General features: G+C 67.3%; 8 protein-coding genes. 2 read left to right on the top strand and 6 right to left on the bottom strand.

Annotated elements, in window-relative coordinates:
* Window positions 1–135: 135 nt before the first annotated feature.
* Window positions 136–822 (bottom strand): LpqN/LpqT family lipoprotein, encoded by a 687-nt coding sequence (locus MMSP_RS23550; protein WP_020788621.1) that lies wholly within the window; start codon window positions 820–822, stop codon window positions 136–138.
* Between the two features lie 250 nt (window positions 823–1,072).
* Here MMSP_RS23550 and MMSP_RS23545 point away from each other — a divergent pair, with 250 nt between their 5' ends.
* Complete coding sequence (locus MMSP_RS23545) at window positions 1,073–3,712, top strand: GH92 family glycosyl hydrolase (protein ID WP_020788620.1); 2,640 nt, start codon at window positions 1,073–1,075, stop codon at window positions 3,710–3,712.
* A 22-nt stretch (window positions 3,713–3,734) separates the two neighbouring features.
* Here MMSP_RS23545 and MMSP_RS23540 read toward each other — a convergent pair whose 3' ends face one another.
* Both MMSP_RS23540 and MMSP_RS23535 read right to left on the bottom strand, forming a co-directional pair.
* A complete protein-coding gene (locus tag MMSP_RS23540; protein ID WP_020788619.1) occupies window positions 3,735–6,110 on the bottom strand; it encodes a lysylphosphatidylglycerol synthase transmembrane domain-containing protein in 2,376 nt (791 codons plus the stop codon).
* Between the two features lie 496 nt (window positions 6,111–6,606).
* Window positions 6,607–7,869 (bottom strand): amidohydrolase family protein, encoded by a 1,263-nt coding sequence (locus tag MMSP_RS23535; RefSeq protein WP_020788618.1) that lies wholly within the window; start codon window positions 7,867–7,869, stop codon window positions 6,607–6,609.
* 131 nt (window positions 7,870–8,000) lie between these two features.
* Between MMSP_RS23535 and MMSP_RS23530 the strand changes: the two genes are divergently transcribed.
* Window positions 8,001–8,942: a class I SAM-dependent methyltransferase gene (locus tag MMSP_RS23530; RefSeq protein WP_020788617.1), complete on the top strand. Its 942-nt coding sequence runs from the start codon at window positions 8,001–8,003 to the stop codon at window positions 8,940–8,942.
* A 20-nt stretch (window positions 8,943–8,962) separates the two neighbouring features.
* On the opposite strand, the gene recD is transcribed toward MMSP_RS23530, so the two are convergent.
* From recD to recC, 3 genes are read right to left on the bottom strand one after another with little or no spacing between them, the layout of a single operon-like run.
* On the bottom strand, window positions 8,963–10,726 hold the full coding sequence (recD, locus tag MMSP_RS23525) for an exodeoxyribonuclease V subunit alpha (RefSeq protein WP_020788616.1): 1,764 nt from the start codon (window positions 10,724–10,726) through the stop codon (window positions 8,963–8,965).
* Complete coding sequence (gene recB / locus MMSP_RS23520) at window positions 10,723–14,055, bottom strand: exodeoxyribonuclease V subunit beta (RefSeq protein WP_020788615.1); 3,333 nt, start codon at window positions 14,053–14,055, stop codon at window positions 10,723–10,725. Before recB ends, recD begins: the two co-directional genes overlap by 4 nt.
* Window positions 14,055–17,354: an exodeoxyribonuclease V subunit gamma gene (gene recC / locus MMSP_RS23515; protein ID WP_020788614.1), complete on the bottom strand. Its 3,300-nt coding sequence runs from the start codon at window positions 17,352–17,354 to the stop codon at window positions 14,055–14,057. Before recC ends, recB begins: the two co-directional genes overlap by 1 nt.
* Window positions 17,355–17,374 lie beyond the last annotated feature (20 nt).

Raw genomic sequence — 17,374 nt, 5'->3', positions numbered from 1 at the left:
CCTGACGATTGTGACTGATTGCGGGTCGGCCTGCCCCGCAAGGCGACGGCGCCACGCCGGCCTGGCGGACGGGATAGGAAAAACGCACCGCGGAGTGCGTGCAGCTCCGCGGTGCGTTTTGGTTGGCGCGCCCGGCTAGGGGGTGATCTTGGTCTGGTCGTCGATCACGCTGGTGGCATCCATCAACACGTCTTGCTCGCTGTCGAGGGCATCGGCGTCGAGCTGAAGCACGAACAGGCCGTCCTGGCTGGGGATCACCACCGTCTTCTGCGCGACCGCCCGCTGCTTGCCGTTCTTGGTGTAGGAACCGCCGAGCTGCCATGCCTGGAAGCCGCTGAGTGTGGAGGCACTGCCGTTGTTGCTGCCCTCGTACCCGGGCAGGTTTTTCAGCTCGCCCGGGGCGAATTCGAGAATCTTGGCGGCCTCGACGTTGCCGGTGAGTTTGGACAAGATCGCCACGATGGTGGGCGGGTCGCTGGGATCAGCGGGTTGGGTGTAGGCGATGCCACCGTAGGGTGCGCCCGAGCCTTCGGGTAGCAGTTGCCAGCCGTCGGGTACCGGCAGATCGATGTTCGGGGATCCGGGGTCGCCGTGGTGCACGGGGGTTTCCTGGATGTCGTTGTCCCGGATGTAGTCAGCGATCGTGTAGTTGGCTTGGGCGCCCGGTGTTGGGCTGGTCGCCGACGTCGTGGTGGACGTCGACGTGGACGTGGACGTGGACGTCGATGTGGAGGTCTTGTTGTCACTCGTCGTGCCAGACCCGCAGGCAACCAGCGTCAGGCTTAGCGCCGCAGTTGCCAGCACCGCGGTGAGGTCCTTCATGTCTTGCATCTCCTGAATTTTGGGGCCCCGGTATCTGCTCCGGCGACATCCGGACCGACATTAGCCCAACCGGTGCGCAGCGTTGCGGCAATGCCCCAACTACCGGTGCTAACGGTGTCGAGCCGGCGGATGCCGGCGGTTGCCCTGGAACCGATCGCCGAAAATGTGATGGCGCGCATTGTCCTGTCATCGGCCTGGATTAATGCCGAAATCCCCACGGGAAGGCTCGGCGTGCAGTAATGAGACACGTATGCGGTCACCGAGGTTGCTGCGGGGCCTTGCTGCGCTCCTCGCGGTGCTGGGCCTGTTGCTGCCGTTGATTGCGGCCGCGCCGCCGCGTGCCTACGACGGGGAACCGTCGTTGGTGGCTAACCCCGTCGACTACGTCGACACGCTGGTCGGCACCGGGACCGGGGGCGAGATCGTCGGGGAGATCAACAATTTCCCCGGCGCAGCGGTGCCGTTCGGCATGGTGCAGTACTCGCCGGACACCACCGACAACTATGCCGGCTACGACTACCAGAATCCCCGTTCCACCGGGTTCAGCATGACGCACGCCTCGGTGGGCTGCGCTGCCTTCGGCGACATTTCGGTGTTGCCCACCACCACCGCGATCAGTGTGCAACCTTGGCGCGGGGCCGAGCGGATTGCCCACGATGACAGCGAAGTGGGGGTCCCCGGCTATTACTCGGTGCACTTTCCGGCCACCGGGGTGACCGCGGAGCTCACTGCCACCACCCGCACCGGCTTCGGCCGGTTCAGCTACCCGCGCGATGGCCGGCCGGCCTTGCTGCGGGTGCAGTCCGGGGCGTCGCTGGCGGGCAACTCGCGCTCGACAATCCAGCTCGGGGCGGACAACACCACGATCACCGGTTGGGCGACCAGCGGCGGATTCTGCGGCAAGAACAACACCTACACCGTGTACTTCGCGATGAAGTTCAACCAGCCGTTCATCTCCTACGGCGCGTGGGACGGCTACGCCGTCTACGCCGGGGTCCGCGGCGCGCATTCCCGGCGCAGCGGGGCTTATGTGGAGTTTCCGTCCGGCGCCGCACTCGAGGTGCAAACCGCGATCTCCTACGTGGGCATCGACGGCGCACGAGCGAACCTCGCGGCCGAGGGGGCGGCGAGTTTCGACGATGTTCGCACCGCCGCCGCGAGGGAGTGGAACGCGGCGCTGCTGCGCATCGCGGTGGCCGGCCGTGACCCCGACGAACTGGTGACCTTCTACAGCTGCCTCTACCGTTCACTGTTGCACCCCAACACCTTCAACGATGCCGACGGTCGATACCTCGGGTTTGACGGTGCCATTCACACGGTGCCCCAGGGCCATACCCAATATGCCAATTTCTCCGACTGGGACACCTATCGCAGCCTGGCCGCTCTGCAAGGGCTGCTCTTCCCCAGCCAGGCCAGCGACATGGCCCAGTCACTGGTCAACGACGCAGAGCAGAGCGGTGCGTTTCCGCGCTGGCCCCTTGCGAATTCGTCGACGGGCATGATGACCGGGGACAATGCGGTGCCGCTGATCGTAAATCTCTATACCTTCGGCGCCAAGGACTTCGACGTTCACACCGCGCTGCGTTACATGGTGAACGCGGCGACGCGGGGCGGCGTCGGCCTCATCGGTTATGTCGAGCGGCCGGGAATCACCACCTACCAAGAGTTGGGTTTCGGGCCGCAGGTGAGCGAATTCGCTACCGGCGGGCGCATCGCGGGCGCATCGATCACCCTGGAATGGGCCATCGACGACTTCACCATCTCCCGATTCGCGCAGGCGTTGGGCGACGACAAGACCGCCGCCGAATTCCAGCACCGGTCGCAGTACTGGCAGAACCTGTTCAACCCCAGCACCGGTTTCATCTCGCCACGGGATCGGATGGGATTCTTCCCCGACGGCCCGGGATTCACCGAGATCCCGGAGGGGTTTGGTCAGGACGGATTCGACGAGGGCAACGCCGAGCAATATCTGTGGATGGTGCCGCAAAACATCGCCGGCCTGGTGACAGCGCTGGGCGGCCGTGCGGCGGCGGAAAACCGGCTGGATCGCTTCACCAAGAAGCTCAACGTGGGCCCAAACCAGCCCTACCTGTGGGCCGGCAATGAGCCGGGTTTCGGGGTGCCGTGGATCTACAACTACCTGGGAGCGCCGTGGAAGACGCAGCGGACGGTCAACCGAGTGCGCGGCCTGTTCGCGGCCACGCCCGACGGCGCGCCCGGCAACGACGATCTGGGCGCGCTGTCCAGCTGGTATGTCTGGGCGGCCCTCGGTCTGTATCCGATCACGGCGGGGACTCCGATCCTGACGGTGAATACCCCATTGTTTGACCGGGCCGTAATCAGCCTCCCCGCAGACAAATTCATCCGGCTTTCCGCGCCCGGCGCGTCCGCGCCCAGCCACATGAGGTACATCAGTGGGCTGCGCATCAACGGTGCGGCCACTGACCAGACCTATCTTCCGGAGTCGATCATCACGACAGGCGGCGACGTCGCCTTCGAGCTTGCCGCCGTTCCCAACAAGCAGTGGGGTAGCGGACCGTCATCGGCGCCACCGTCGTTCGGCGCGGGCGGCTCGGCGGTGACGGTCAATGTCCCGCAACCCATCATCAGGATTGCGCCCGGAACGACACGAACCGTCAGGGTCGACCTACAACGGATGATCACCGGCATAGACGAGTTCACCATCACCGGAGAGTCCTCGACCGGCGGGATCACGGTGGTACCCACCTCGGGACGATTCGCCGAGAATGGATCGGCCACGACCCGGGTCGGAATCACGGTGGACAAGTCGGTCGACAACGAGTACTACCTGACGTATCTGACCACCACCGCCGGTGCAACCAGCCGGACATCGACCGTGCTGGTTGTGGTCCTCGGCTATGACGAGTGACCCGCGCGCGCCGCGGCCAGCGCTAGATCATTTCGCTCTTGGTCAGCCACCGCATTATCGGCCAGCCCAGAAACACCGGTAACCAGCAGGTGAGCACGCGGTACAGCAGTACCGAGGGAACGCCGATCGCCGCGGGCACCCCGAACGCGGCCAGTCCACCGATCAGTGCCGCCTCGACGGCGCCGACACCGCCGGGTGTCGGCGCGGCCGAGGCCAGCGTCCCGCCGACCATCGTCACCACCGTGACGGTGACAAATGTGGTTCCGCCGCCGAAGGCTTCGATGCTGGCCCACAGCGCCAGCGCGGCACCGAGAGTGGTTCCCGCACAACCCAGCAGGATGATGGCGAATCGCTTGGGCTCCCGGCCCAGCACAATCAGGTCGCTGGTGACCTCTTTGAGCTTGGGCCGCACCTCCGTCGACAGCCAGCGCCGCAAGTTGGGCACGAACAAGAACGTTCCGATGATGCCCAGCGCCACACCCGCGATCAGGTACACCACGGTGCCGGTGGGCACGAAATGCGATAGATCGGTTGAGGTTCCCGCGACGGTGCTGAACAGGATCAGCAACGCCAGGTGAACAATCACCTGGACCGACTGCTGCAGCGCTACGGCTGCGGTGGCCCGTAACGCGCTCAGACCGCTCTTCTGCAGGAAACGGGTGCTCAGCGCGAGGCCACCGACGCCGGCCGGGGTGGTTGTTGCCGCAAAGGTATTGGCCACCTGCACGATCGAGAGCTTCCAGAAGCTGACCTGCCCGTCGGCGCAGGTCCACAATGCCGCCGCAGCACCGACATAGGTCAGTGCCGACACCGCCAACCCGAGCAGTGCCCACGTCCAGTTGGCGGTTCTGAGCTGGGAGAAGAAGGTCGGCACGGTGCTGATGAACGGATACGCGACGTACACCAGCGCGCCGATCAGCACCAGTTGGATGAACTGGCTGCGACTGAACCGGGTGATCGTCTGGCTCTCGATCTGATCGGCACCGGTCTGGCGCTTGACCTCGGTGCGGGCGCCGGCGATGACGGTCTTGGCGTTGGCCACAGATTCGCGGATGCGCTTGGGCACGGCGGATTTGGTGAGCCGGCGCGAGGCCATCAGGATGGTGTCTTTGCCGAATGCTTCGATCGCGGCGCTCACCGCGGGCTGCGCGCCGTACAGTGCCGAGGTGGTCACCAGGAGTTGGGCGATATCCGACTGGAGTTGGGCGTCGGTGGCCCCATATTCGGCGTTGCCGAACCCCCCGAACAGGACCTTGTCCTCATCGACTGTGATCTCGTGGCAGCGCAAGTCCCCGTGCGAGATCTGGTAGTCGTTGAGCGTTCGCAACGATTCCCACACCCGGCCAACCGGTGTCTGGGCGGTGCATTCATCCAGCGGTGTCCCGCGTACCGGGTTGTGCGCGTACAGCGTCCATTCGCGGTCGAGCGCGGCCAGCGCGATGGTCGAGGTATTGGCGACACCCGCTTCCCCGATCGCGATGGCCATCAGGGCGCGGTGCTCGACCGCGCGGCGCATGGAGGCCTGCAGCGGCGCGGTTTCGGAGCCGCGCAGTCGCAGCTTCCACCAGAGTTGCCGCAGCGCGCCGCCGCTGCGCTGATGCGGGCCGTACAACTCGATAGCCGCCCGGCATTCGGGGTCGGGGGAGGTGGCCGCCAGCACTAGTGGACCGGCGCCGCCCGGCCGCACCACCGTGAGCATCGATACCGCGAATCCACGCTTGGCCATGGCGCGGACCGCACCTTCCAAGGGCACCTCGAGAGCGGGCGTGCCAACGACTAGGACCACCAGCGCGCCGACTAACCACCCCACGGCCAGTCCCAGCAACGAACGGGCCGGCACGATGGCGCTGATGACCAGGTGGATCGGCACGAAGGCCAACAACAAGCCCCACCACCAATGTCGCCAGCGGGCGGGCAGCCAGGGGCCTGACACGGTGAGTACCGCCGCGACCATCGCTATCCACCGCGGGTCATCCAGAAACTGGGCCGGCAGGGTGGTGAGCTTCTCGGACAGGTTGAAATGCCACCGGGGGGCCGAAATTCGGTTGCTGCTGATCGACAACGGCAGAGCGGCCATGATTGCCGCGACCGCGTAGGCGCCGAGCAGTTTCCATTGTCGGCTCACGATCAGCCCGATCAGAATCACGAATGGCAACGCCAGAATCGCCGCACCGTAAGCCAGGTAAACCAGATCGGATTGGGTGGGGGTAAGAACGCCGACAATTTCGGAGATCGATTTCTCCAATGCCACCCACCGCGGGCGGGTGATCACCGAACTCGTCACCACGACCACGAGGAAGACCACCGCTACGACCAGCCAGATGATGTCGTTGGTGCGTCTGGTTATCGGAGGCAGCAAGCTACCGGAAACGGTGATCTCGCGTCCGTCAACTCGCATATGCCCAACGGTCCGGTGGACCGATTCCCCTCTCCATGGCTCGCTGACAACTTACCTGTGGGAACAGGATTACAGGTGGGCCTAGGCAATCCAAACCGCCGCACGCGAATCGGCGCCCGCGATGTTCATGGACCTTCCTTGTCGCTGCGTCAGAACCGCTGCGGATGAAAAAGGCGTTGGTGCGGGCCCGGTTACCCACAACCGCGTCGAGGTGCGCCGCAGGAATCCATTCGGTGGTGGGGTTGTTGAGCTTTCGGTTCGCCCACACTCGGCCCAGTCGCTCACCTGATGCACTTCGGTGAGGCGACCGGCAGGTCCAGCCGGCGAACGAGTAGCCACGGTGCTTGGCGTGCAGCACAATTCGATGCCAGCGCGAGGCAATGTGGCGGGTGTGATACGGGCCGGGTCAACGTCTGGCGGTGAAGACCCGCGTGACTGGGCACCTGATGCTTGGGAAATGACCTAACGGACACCGTTTTCCGGTGCCGTTGCTGGACTAACTCGCCGCACCCTTGACCACCCGGCCGTTCTTGATGATGGTGGTGAACGTCTCGTCGGGTCGGGCGATCAGCGAGATGTCGGCAATCGGATCCCCGTCGACCAGGATCAGGTCGGCCAGCGCGCCTTCGGCAACCACGCCCAGCCGCCCCGGGTACGGGTTGCGCGGCCCCGACATCGCCAGCAACTCGGCGTTGCGGATCGTCGCCTGCTGCAACACCTCGGCGGGCGTGAACCAGCGCGTGAGCTTTGCTAGCTGAGCACCCTGGCGGCTGGCGAGCTTGGCGTCGAACAACGTGTCGGTACCGAACACGATCTTGACGCCGTGCTTGATCGCCAGCTGATACGCGGTGTCGGCGCCCGCGACCATCTGCTTGAACTTGGGCACGCTCGGGGGAGGCACCGCCACCGCGTCCTCGTCATCCAGGAACGGTTGCAGGCACCACCAGATGTCCTTTTCGGCGAGCAGCGCGGCGGTCGGTTCATCGATCAGTTGACCGTGTTCGACGCAGCGGACACCGGCGGCGATCGCGGCCCGGATGGCGCGAGGGGTGTAGGCGTGCACGGTGACGTAGGTGCCCCAGTTTTCGGCGGCCTCCACCGCCGCGCGCATTTCGGTCTCGGTGAACTGGGCAACATCGAGCGGGTCGTATGCGGAGGTGACGCCACCGCCGGCCATCAGCTTCAGTTGTGACGCGCCGCGGCGCAGCGTCTCCCGCGCCCCGCGCAATACCTCGGCCTCGCCGTCGGCGATCACGGCCGCGCCGATGATCTCGGTGTAGCTCAGGTGGCCGCACACCCCACGCGGCACCTCGTTGGGCAGCCGGAAATCCCCGTGCCCGCCCGACTGGGAAATGAAGCCGCCCGCCGGGTAGATCCGCGGGCCCGGAATCGAGCCCTCGTCGATCGCCTGCTTGACGCCGAACACCGGACCACCGAGGTCGCGGACGGTGGTGAAGCCGCGCAACAGTGTCTCGCGGGCACTGACCACGGCCCTGGCGACCACGTAGCCGAACTCGCTGACCTGGGCCAGCGCTGCCGGGATGGTGGTGAACATCGCATGCCAGTGCGCATCGATCAGCCCGGGTAACAGTGTCTTGCCGGTGCCGTCGATGGCTGGGCCGGACAATGCCGCGGCGCCCGCCGGTGCGATGCTGGCGATCACGGGGCCGCGGACGGTCACGTCGACCGGCCCGGTGATCCGGCCGTCGACGCTGTCGAAGACCTTGACGTTTGAGATATGCAGCTCGTTTGGTTCCATCCGGGCTCCTCGTCGAGTGTGCTTGTAGGTTACGTGTATCCCCGCGCCTGAACCGCCGGCGGCTCACGTCGGTGCGCGTGCTGCTGACGTATGTTCGCCAGGGAGGCGTTGATCGACGGGAGGAGCCGGGCATGGCGCGGACCGAGGACGACAGCTGGGAAATCACCGAGAGCGTCGGGGCGACGGCGCTGGGTGTGGCTTCGGCGCGGGCGGCCGAGACTCGAAGCCAGCATCCGTTGATCAGCGATCCATTCGCACAGGTATTCCTCGACGCGGTCGGCGACGGCGTGTGGAACTGGCACTCGGCGCCGCAACTGCCGGCCGAACTGCTCGAAATCGAACCGGATCTGCCGCTGCAGATGGAGGCGATGGTCAGCTACATGGCCTCGCGGACGGCGTTTTTCGACGAGTTCTTCCTGGACGCGACGCGCGCGGGGATCGGTCAGGCGGTGATCCTGGCGGCCGGACTGGACTCGCGCGCCTGGCGGCTGCCCTGGCCAGCCGGCACGACGGTGTTCGAACTCGACCAGCCCAGGGTGCTGGAGTTCAAGGCTGCGACGTTGGCCGAGCACGGGGCCGAACCCGCCTGCGGCCGGGTCGCGGTCGCGGTGGACCTTCGTCAGGACTGGCCGACCGCGCTGCGCCAGGCCGGTTTTGACCCTTCGGTGCCCAGCGTCTGGTCCGCCGAAGGGCTGATGCCGTACTTGCCCGCGGTGGCCCAGGACCTGCTGTTCGAGCGGGTTCAGGGACTGACCGTGCGCGCAAGCCGCATCGTCGTCGAGGCGCTGGGGCCGAAGTTCCTCGACCCGCAGGTTCGGGCCAACCGAAGTGCCCGGATGGCGCGGATCCGGGCGGTGATGGCGCACGTGGAGCCGCAGCGGGAGATCCCCCGCACCGACGAACTGTGGTACTTCGAGGAACGCGAAGACGTCGGCGACTGGTTCCGGCGTCACGACTGGGACGTTACGGTGACGCCGTCGGGCGAGCTGATGGCCGGCTACGGCCGCGCGGCCGCAGCTCAGGTCGAGGACCGGGTGCCCACGAACCTGTTTGTGGCCGCGCAGCGCAACTAGTCGCGACTAGGCGGGCGCCGTCACGGCTGCAATCGGGAACGCAACCCGGTCGCCCGGATCGCCCGGCGCGCGATCGCGGCCCGTACGTCGCACTCCGGCCCGACGATGCGCACCTTGCGGGCGGCCCGGGTGACCGCCGTGTAGAACAGTTCCCGGGTCAGCAACCGGGAATCCGCCGGCGGCAGCAGCACGGTCACGTCGTCGGCTTGACTGCCCTGGCTCTTGTGGATCGTCATGGCATGCATGGTTTCCACATCAGATAGTCGGCTGGTCGCGAACTTCAGCGGCTCCTGCGCGCCGGCGATGACGACCCGCAGCGCGCCCGGAGCCGCGGCGCGGTTCGTGCCATCCAGGACGGCCACCCCGGTGTCGCCGTTGTACACGCCGAGCCCATAGTCGTTGGCGGTCACCAACACCGGCCGTCCGGCATACCAGTTCGACCAGATCGGCTCGCCCGTTGCTTCGGTGAGCCATCTCTGCACTTGGTGGTTCCAGTGCGCGATTCCATACGGTCCACGCCGGTGTGCGCACAGCAGCCGTTGCTCGTCGAGTGTTGCCAACGCGGCCGCGGTATCACCGAGCGCGCCGGCGCGTCGAAGCTCAAGGGCGTGTGGAAGCAGCACATTGCGCAGCTGCGGGGTCGGGTCGGCGGCGTTGATCCACTCGATGTGGTCGTCGCCCGCCCGCAAGATCTCGACAACCCGGTCGGCGTCGCCGCCGCGGATGGCCGCCGCCAACTGGCCGATCGACTCGCCGAACCGATGCAGTCTGCGCAGTGCCGCGACGTGGGTGTCGTGGCGCGCGCCCAGCCCGTCCACCAGGTCGGCCAACACCGCGCCCGCCTCCACCGACGCCAGTTGGTCGGGATCGCCGACAAGAAGCAGCCGCGTCTGCGGACGCACCGCTTCGAGCAGGCGAGCCATCATGGTCAGCGACACCATCGACGTCTCATCGATGACGATCACGTCATGCGGCAGCCGGTTGCCGCGATGATGGCGAAACCGTGATGAGGTGTCGGGCCGGCTGCCCAGCAGCCGGTGCAATGTGGTCGCCTGTAGCCCACGAACCCTTTGCTGATCGATGGCATCGAGTTTGTCGATCTGCGACTGCACCGCCTCGTGCAGTCTGGCCGCGGCCTTGCCGGTCGGTGCGGCCAGTGCAATGCGCAGTCGCGCCTTGCCGGCGAGCTGTGCCTGCTCGGCGAATAGGGCCAACAGCCGCGCCACCGTGGTGGTTTTGCCGGTCCCCGGTCCACCGGTCAGCACCGTCAAGCCCTGCGCCAGCGCAATCTTGGCGGCCGCGCGCTGCTCTTCGTAGCCGGGTGGAAACAGCCGGTTGACCTCGATAGCCGGGCCCGATGCGCTGGCCCGGGCGGCCAGCAGGGCCAGGATGTCGTCGGCGACCTGCTGTTCTTCGCGCCAGTACCGGTCCAGATAGACCAGATTGTCCTCGTACAGGCGCAGCACCGCCGGTGACCCGACCAGTGGGCTGGCCCGAACCGCGGCCAGCCATTCGCCGGCCGCCGGCCAGGGGAGGTCGGCGATCCCGACTTGTGCCTCGATGGTGGACAGGTCGACACACACAGAACCGCCCCGCAGCGCGCGCACCACGAACGCGATGGCCAGCAACACCACCGGGTCGGACTCGCCAGACATGGCCGCAAGGCGTTGCGCGACATGGACATCGGCCGCATCGATGACACCGGCTTCGTTGAACGTCCGCAGCGGTCCGGACGCGCTCGCCGCCTGCCGCCAGTCCGCCGGGTCGACAACCTCGATGGTCATGCGACCGCCCTGCCCGCATCAAGCAGATCGGACAACGCCGTCACCAGTGCGGCCGGAGGCGACCAGCTGAACACCCCGGCGGGGTGACTGTCGAGCATGGGAGTGTCGGGACCGCACATCCCGCGGACGAACAGGTACAGCACGCCGCCCAGGTGTCGGGCCGGATCGTATCCTGGCTGGCGCCAGCGCAGAAAACGGTGCAGCACAACGGTGTACAGCAACGCCTGCAACGGATAGTCGGAGTGCAGCATCGCCTCGATCAGCCGGGGACGGTGGTAGTCGGCGGCGGTCAACGGGCGGTCGGGGTCACCCAGCCAGTTGGTCTTGTAGTCGACGACCAGATACCGCTGGCCCGGCCCGTCGGGAATCCGTAACACCACGTCGACCGAACCGCTGAGATATCCGCGCAGCGTCTGACCACCAAGCGCGTCCCCGCTCAACCGATCGGCATATGGCGCCAGCGGGTCGGATGCGTCCAGGTGCGCCCGCAACAGCGCCCCGACGTCGGCCAGCCGGAGATCGGGTGCGTGGCCCCCGGCATCAGCCTCATCGCCTCCGGCCAACGGAAACTCGAAGTCCATCTCCCGCAATCGGTCCGGTAGCCCGATTTGGCGCAGCGTCAATCCGCCGGCCAGCGGGCCCAGCGGGGTGTCGTGCATCGGGACCAACGCCGCGGCAAGCTGGGCCGCGGGCACCTGCACCGGCCACCACGCGGATTGCACCCGGATCTGGGATTCCAGCTCGGCGGCGAGATCGATGGCGAAGGGATCGCTGGTCTCCAGCACGGCGTGCACCAGCGAGCCGAACTTCGCGCCGGATGGGAGATCCGCCATGGGAGAAGGCTGCTCGGGCCCGGACATCACCACCTCGGTCAACGGAACCTCGGCGACTTCATCATCGCGTTCGGTCACCTCCGGCTCACTGCTGACGCCGGTCGCCTCGGCCATCCTGATCAATCCCGAATACGACGTGCGCCGCCACCTGATGTCGATGCCGCGGTCAAACCGGCGGGTGGCCAGCTCGGACGGCGCCGGCTGGCCGGCAATCGCCGGTGCCGCGGCGATGACGGACTCTTCCACCGTCGGCCCTCCGGCGGCCTGCCATTGCTGAAACCGGTCCCAGGCATCCTCGTCGGTGATCTTGGCAGGGGTGGCGCGGTCAGGTACCACCGAGTCGCCGGGACGCCGGCCCCGCAGCAGCCGTGACAGCCCGCCGTTGGGTTCGTCATAGGCCGGTGACCACCAGGCCACCACTTGCGACTGCGCCCGCGTCATCGCAACGTAGGTCAATCGGCTGTCGTCGTTGGCAGCCTCTTTGGCGCCCAGCCTCTCGACCGTGCCGAAATCAGGGGAGTCCTTGCCGCCGATATGCAGGCAGCGCGTGCCCCGGTCGTGAAACAGCACCAGTTCGCGTTCCTGAATGTTGCGGTTGAAGGCGAATGGCAGGTACACCACCGGATACTGCAGACCCTTGCTCACCCACACCGTCATGATCTGGACGGCCGCGGCGTCGCTATCGATCCGGCGGTTGCGCTCGGTAGCGCCACCGCGATCCTTGCGCTGGCCGCGCAGCCAGTCTCGCAGCGCCGGAAGGGTATAGCGCTCCCGGTGGGAGACCTTCTGCAGCAGCTGCGTCACGTGGGCCAGGTCGGTCATGTGCCGCTGGCCCTCCTGCCACGACAGCACGCGGTCGCTCATACCGCCCAACTGCGCGGCCTCGAAGATGGCGGCCACCCCCCGCTCGCGGGCGTAGTCCGCCCACTCCCGCAGGGTCTCTGCGACGCGATCGGTGAGCGCATCGCCGCCGCGGGCAAGATCGTTGGCGGTCTTGCCGAAGAACATCGTCGCGGCGGCGGCGCGCACGATCCCGGGGCGATGCGGCTGGTCGAACGCCTCCAGCAGCGCTAGCCAGTCGTCGGCGGCTTCGGAGCTGAACACATCGGTGTCGCCGGTGTAGACCGCGTGAATCCCGGCGTCGGTGAGCGCGCGATGGCAGGCCCGCGCGTCCTTGTGCTTCTCGACAATCACGGCGATGTCATTGGCCTGCAGTGCTCTGCCGGCAAATGTTGCCCCGGAGGCCAGCAACGCACCGATGTCGGAGGCGAGATCACGGCCGATGTGATCGCGCAGAATATCGATGGGCAGGTTCTGGATTCCCCTGCGGCCCAACGTGGCCCGGCGCACCACCCGCAGCCGCAGGGCGTCGTTGTACGGCGCGCCCGCGAGCCGGTGGCCCTGGTGGTGGGCCTTGACATCGCGCACCACGATTGCGGGATCGCCGAGTTCAGCGCCACGCAACACCACCTGCAACCGATCGACCAGCGCGCTGTCGCTGCGCCAGTTGGTGGCCAGTGTCCGCTTGTCCCCGGCGGTTTGCGCCGCGTGCAGGTAGGTGACGATGTCGCCACCGCGGAATGCGTAGATGGCCTGCTTGGGGTCGCCGATGAGAATCAGTGTGCAGCGCCCACTGAACGCGCTGTCGATCACCTGCCACTGCACCGCGTCGGTGTCCTGGAACTCATCGACCATGACCACCGGCCAGCGCTGCTGCATTCGCGCCCGGGCCGCAGAGTCCTCGCTAGCGAGGGCATCGGCCAGCCGCAGCAGCAGGTCGTCGTAGCCGAGGATGCCCCGACGCCGCTTGCGGGTTTCCAGCTCTTCGAGAACGTGATGGGCGAAACCGGCACAGGCCGCGGCCCGGGATCTGGGCGGCGCATCCAGCGGCCGCAGCTGGGTGGACGGGTTGGCGACCACCGCCCTGGCGATCCGCAGTGCGTCGCGGTAGGTCAGCGGGGGGTCATCGCGGTCACGGCCGAAGTGCACCAGGTAGAGATCGTCGATAATCTCGGTGACCAGCTCGTCGAGGTCTTCGACCAGCGTCACACCCGCGTCGGTGTCACCCGCGACGCCCAAAGACTTGAGCACCAGCTGGCAGAACTGGTGTGTGGTGGCAATGGTCGCCGCATCGAATCCGGCCAGCGCGTCGCGCAGGCGCTGCTGACGCGCGTCGCGCTCGGCGGCGGTGCCGTCGAGCAGGTGAGCCAGCAGTTGGTTGTCGCCGGCGGGGTCCGCGTCATCGGAGCCGTTGCGGGAGTCGTGGAAAACCCGCACCGCATTGACCATTTGGCATCGGACCCGCTCACGAAGTTCCTGACTGGCCGCCCGCCCGAAGGTGATGAGCAGCATCTCGTCGAGCCGGGCCCGTCCCTCCGCGACGTAGCGGGTCACCAGCGCGGCCAACGCGAATGTCTTGCCCGTTCCGGCGCTGGCTTCGAGCACCGTGGTGGAATTCTCGGCGGGCAGTGGGCCGAGCAGATCGAAGGGGCGCATCAGCCGGGGTCCCGCTCGGCGCGCAGCATCGGCAGCCAGAGCCGCGCGGCGAAGGCCCCCAGCCGGTTGTCTTCACCGTTGGGGCAGGCCGCACGCTCGGATTCGGCATGCACCGGTTGCATCAGATCGGTCAGTCTCGCGTTCCTTCCCCAGGTCCGAACGTGAGCCGGTGCCTGGTCCTCAGCCGGGTAGCGGTCGCTGGACTTCCACCGAAATGACGCCTCCCGCACCGGATCGTCGCCGCAGTGCCGGGCGGCCGCCCAGGCATAGGATGTCTTGATCGGCAACGGAATTGGCTCACGGCGTCCAGCGTCATAGATCGCCACCAAATCTCGAAGCAGCTCCACCGGCTGTTCGCGGGGGCGCCCCAGCCCCGCCTGGCGGGGCACGGTACCCCGTTTCTGCCGGCCGATGCAGACGGCCGACCAGTCGTGGGCCCCAGCGTGAGCGAACAACGCCAACAACGGTATCCAGGATTCGAGTAGATGTTTGCCGTCGAGCTTGGAATAGGTCACCGACACCAGACGATCGCCGAACACTTGCGCCACCGTGCCGGTCAACCTTCGCGAACCCAGGTCGATGTCAACGTCATATGCCGCCGCGTCGTCTCGGCGGTGCCGCAGCGCCGCGGCGGCCAGCAAGGCCGCTTGGTCACGGATTTCGGTCACTTTGCGCCAGCCGAGCTGGCCGGGCGGCAACGTGCCGCGCCGCCATTCCGCCTGTCGGGCCTCATCCGGTGCCATGCCGCTGAGGATGTCGGCCAGCATCCGATCGCCGACCGTCCACTCCTCGAGCGCGTTGATGTCGACCGGCATGGCGTCTTCGACACCGTCGACATCCCACGGCAGCGTGTAATCGAGGGCCCGGAAGAAACCCTTCACCGGGTCCTTGAAGAAGGCGACCAGGTCGGCGAGCGCCACGTCATCGGCGGGTGGGGGTGCCAAGGGTGCGCCGATGAACCTCGGCTGCTGTGCGCGTTCGCCGGCGGCCGCCCGCGCCGCCCGCAGCACGGTCGGATCGAAGCTGAACGGCACGCCGGGCATCAGCGCCCCGCGCGTCACGTTGCGAACGTCGAACGGCTGCAACGGGTGCTCGACCACGACGCGGCCGCGGACCTGCTCTGTTGTGGTCATGTCCAGGGTGTCGAGTAGCTCGGCCAGCGGTACCGCCGGTGGCTTGCGCTGACCCGAATACTCATTGGCGCCGGTATAGGTGATGACCAGGTTCTCGGTGGCCGCACCGATCGCGTCGAGCAGCAATTGGCGATCCTCCGAACGGATGTCACGCTCACCGGTCATCGGGCTGCGGGCCAGCACGTCGTCGCCGTCGACGACACCTTGGCGTGGAAACACGCCGTCGTCGAGGCCGACCAGGCAGACCACCCGGTGGGGGACCGAGCGCATCGGAACCATGGTGCAGACGGTCAAGGTACCGGTGCGGAAGTTGGCGCGGGTGGGCCGTCCGGCGAGGTGCCGTTGCAGCAGCGCGCGGATGTCGGGCACCCGCAACATCGTCTCGACCCACCGTCCGGCTGTGCGCGATACCTCGGCGAACTCGCGTTGCATCTGATCAGACTGCCAGGCTTCGCCCTCGTCGACGCGGGTCAGCAGGGCGATGCCGTCGGTCAACGCGGCCAGCCACTCCCGCAGCGGTCGGGTGCCGGTGAGCGAACCGACCACCTGTCGCAGCCGGTCGATGTATTCGGCGAATCGACCGGCCAATTCCACCCGGTTGCTGCCGACATCGTCGAGCGGCAGCGTCGCGTCGATCCAGGCGTGCGACGCTTCCGACATGGCGACGCCGGCCAGCACCCGGTCGATGCCGAAACGCCAAGTGTTGTGCACGAAGTCGACCCCGTAGGGCTTGCGGTGCTCCTGGTCGAAACCCCACCGGATATTCGACTGCCGGACCCATCTGGTGATGTCCTCGAGGTGGTCGTCGGCGAAGCCGAACCGGGCCCGCACCGGGGCGGCCTGGGCGAGGTTGAGCACCTCGCTGGCGGTGACCCTGCTACCGGCCAGCATCAGCAGCTGCGACGCCACGCCGAGCAGCGGATTGGTTTGCAGCAGTGAGCGGTCGGCGAGCCGTACCCGAAGCCGATGCGCGGGGTGCACGCCGTGCATCACGTCACCGAGCCCGAAATCCGCGACGATCAACGGCGCATACGTTTCGATGTCGGGGCACATCACCAGGATGTCGCGAGGTTCCAGCGTCGGGTCATCGGCGAGCAGGCCGAGCAGGACCTCACGCAGCACGTCGATCTGACGGGCGGGCCCGTGGCAGCTGTGCACCTGGATGGACCGGTCGCCGGCGACCAACGTTCGGTTTTCCGGCCGGACCTGGTTGGCGGCCAAGTCGGACTGCAGCCAGCCGAGCAGGGTGTCCGGTCGGGTAGTGGCGCCGAGTGCCTCGTCGGTCGCCGGATCGGCGGGGAGGCCGCGTTGCAGCTCGCGCAGGTCCCGCCCGAGGGTCGCCAGCAGCGGATGGACGACGCGGCGATGGCTGGCGTCGGCGCGCCGCGGCACCACACCGTGCAGGTCGGCCAGCGAGCGCCACAAGGCCGCACTGGGGTGGGGCAGCCACAGGTGCAGTTCGTGATGGGTGGCCAGCGCGCCCAGCAGCTCGATGTCGGTGACCGCCATCCGGGTGTGACCGAATAGCGACAGCCGCGGCGGCAGGCCGGCCGGTCGGGCACGCAGCGCGGTGAGGGTCTTTTCGTGGCGGAGGTGTGGGGGATCGGCGCCCACGACCGCGACCAGCGCGCACCACAGTTCGGGCTGCCAGCTCAGATCGGGATCCAGGTCGCCCCGCCCGCCATCGAGCCAATCGGACAGCACCCGGGGACGCTGCCGGGCGTAGGAGGCGAACAGTCCGGCCAGGCGGCGCGCCACCGAATACCGGCGTCCCCGACGCAACTCGGCCTCAGGCCCGACGTCGAAGTGGCCCAGATGTCTTGCCAGCGTCGCGCACCAGGGTTCTTCCAGTGAACCGTCGATGACTTCCAGCAGGGGCCAGGTCATCGCTTCCGCTGACCAGGGATCGTCGGCGGCGGTGCCGGTGATCTCGGCGATCAACGATCGCGGATTACGGAAGGACACACCCGCACACACCCCGTCGCCGCCGCCGGGTGCATGTCCCAACAGGTGCGAGAGACGCTGACTGAGCCAGCGTTCCACGCCGCGTGCCGGAACCAATACCAACTCTTCGGCGAACGGATCCGCCAGCGGTTGAGCCAGGAGCGCGCCGAGGCCATCGGCAAGTAGATCGGTGCGCTCGGCGCGGTGGAGGTGAAGGGGCATCGGCCGCCACGATAGACCGG

This window comes from Mycobacterium sp. 012931 (assembly GCF_000419295.1).
GTDB lineage: Bacteria > Actinomycetota > Actinomycetes > Mycobacteriales > Mycobacteriaceae > Mycobacterium > Mycobacterium marinum.
The sequence above is the reverse complement of the archived record's forward strand: the minus strand, read 5'-3'. Positions and strand labels throughout refer to the sequence as shown.

Excerpts from the sequence above, each read along its gene's own strand:
- recB (WP_020788615.1), bottom strand. The coding sequence starts at position 14,055 with ATGCGCCCCTTCGATCTGCTCGGCCCACTGCCCGCCGAGAATTCCACC.
- MMSP_RS23530 (WP_020788617.1), top strand. The coding sequence starts at position 8,001 with ATGGCGCGGACCGAGGACGACAGCTGGGAAATCACCGAGAGCGTCGGG.
- MMSP_RS23540 (WP_020788619.1), bottom strand. The coding sequence starts at position 6,110 with ATGCGAGTTGACGGACGCGAGATCACCGTTTCCGGTAGCTTGCTGCCT.
- recC (WP_020788614.1), bottom strand. The coding sequence starts at position 17,354 with ATGCCCCTTCACCTCCACCGCGCCGAGCGCACCGATCTACTTGCCGAT.
- MMSP_RS23545 (WP_020788620.1), top strand. The coding sequence starts at position 1,073 with ATGCGGTCACCGAGGTTGCTGCGGGGCCTTGCTGCGCTCCTCGCGGTG.
- MMSP_RS23550 (WP_020788621.1), bottom strand. The coding sequence starts at position 822 with ATGAAGGACCTCACCGCGGTGCTGGCAACTGCGGCGCTAAGCCTGACG.
- MMSP_RS23535 (WP_020788618.1), bottom strand. The coding sequence starts at position 7,869 with ATGGAACCAAACGAGCTGCATATCTCAAACGTCAAGGTCTTCGACAGC.
- recD (WP_020788616.1), bottom strand. The coding sequence starts at position 10,726 with ATGACCATCGAGGTTGTCGACCCGGCGGACTGGCGGCAGGCGGCGAGC.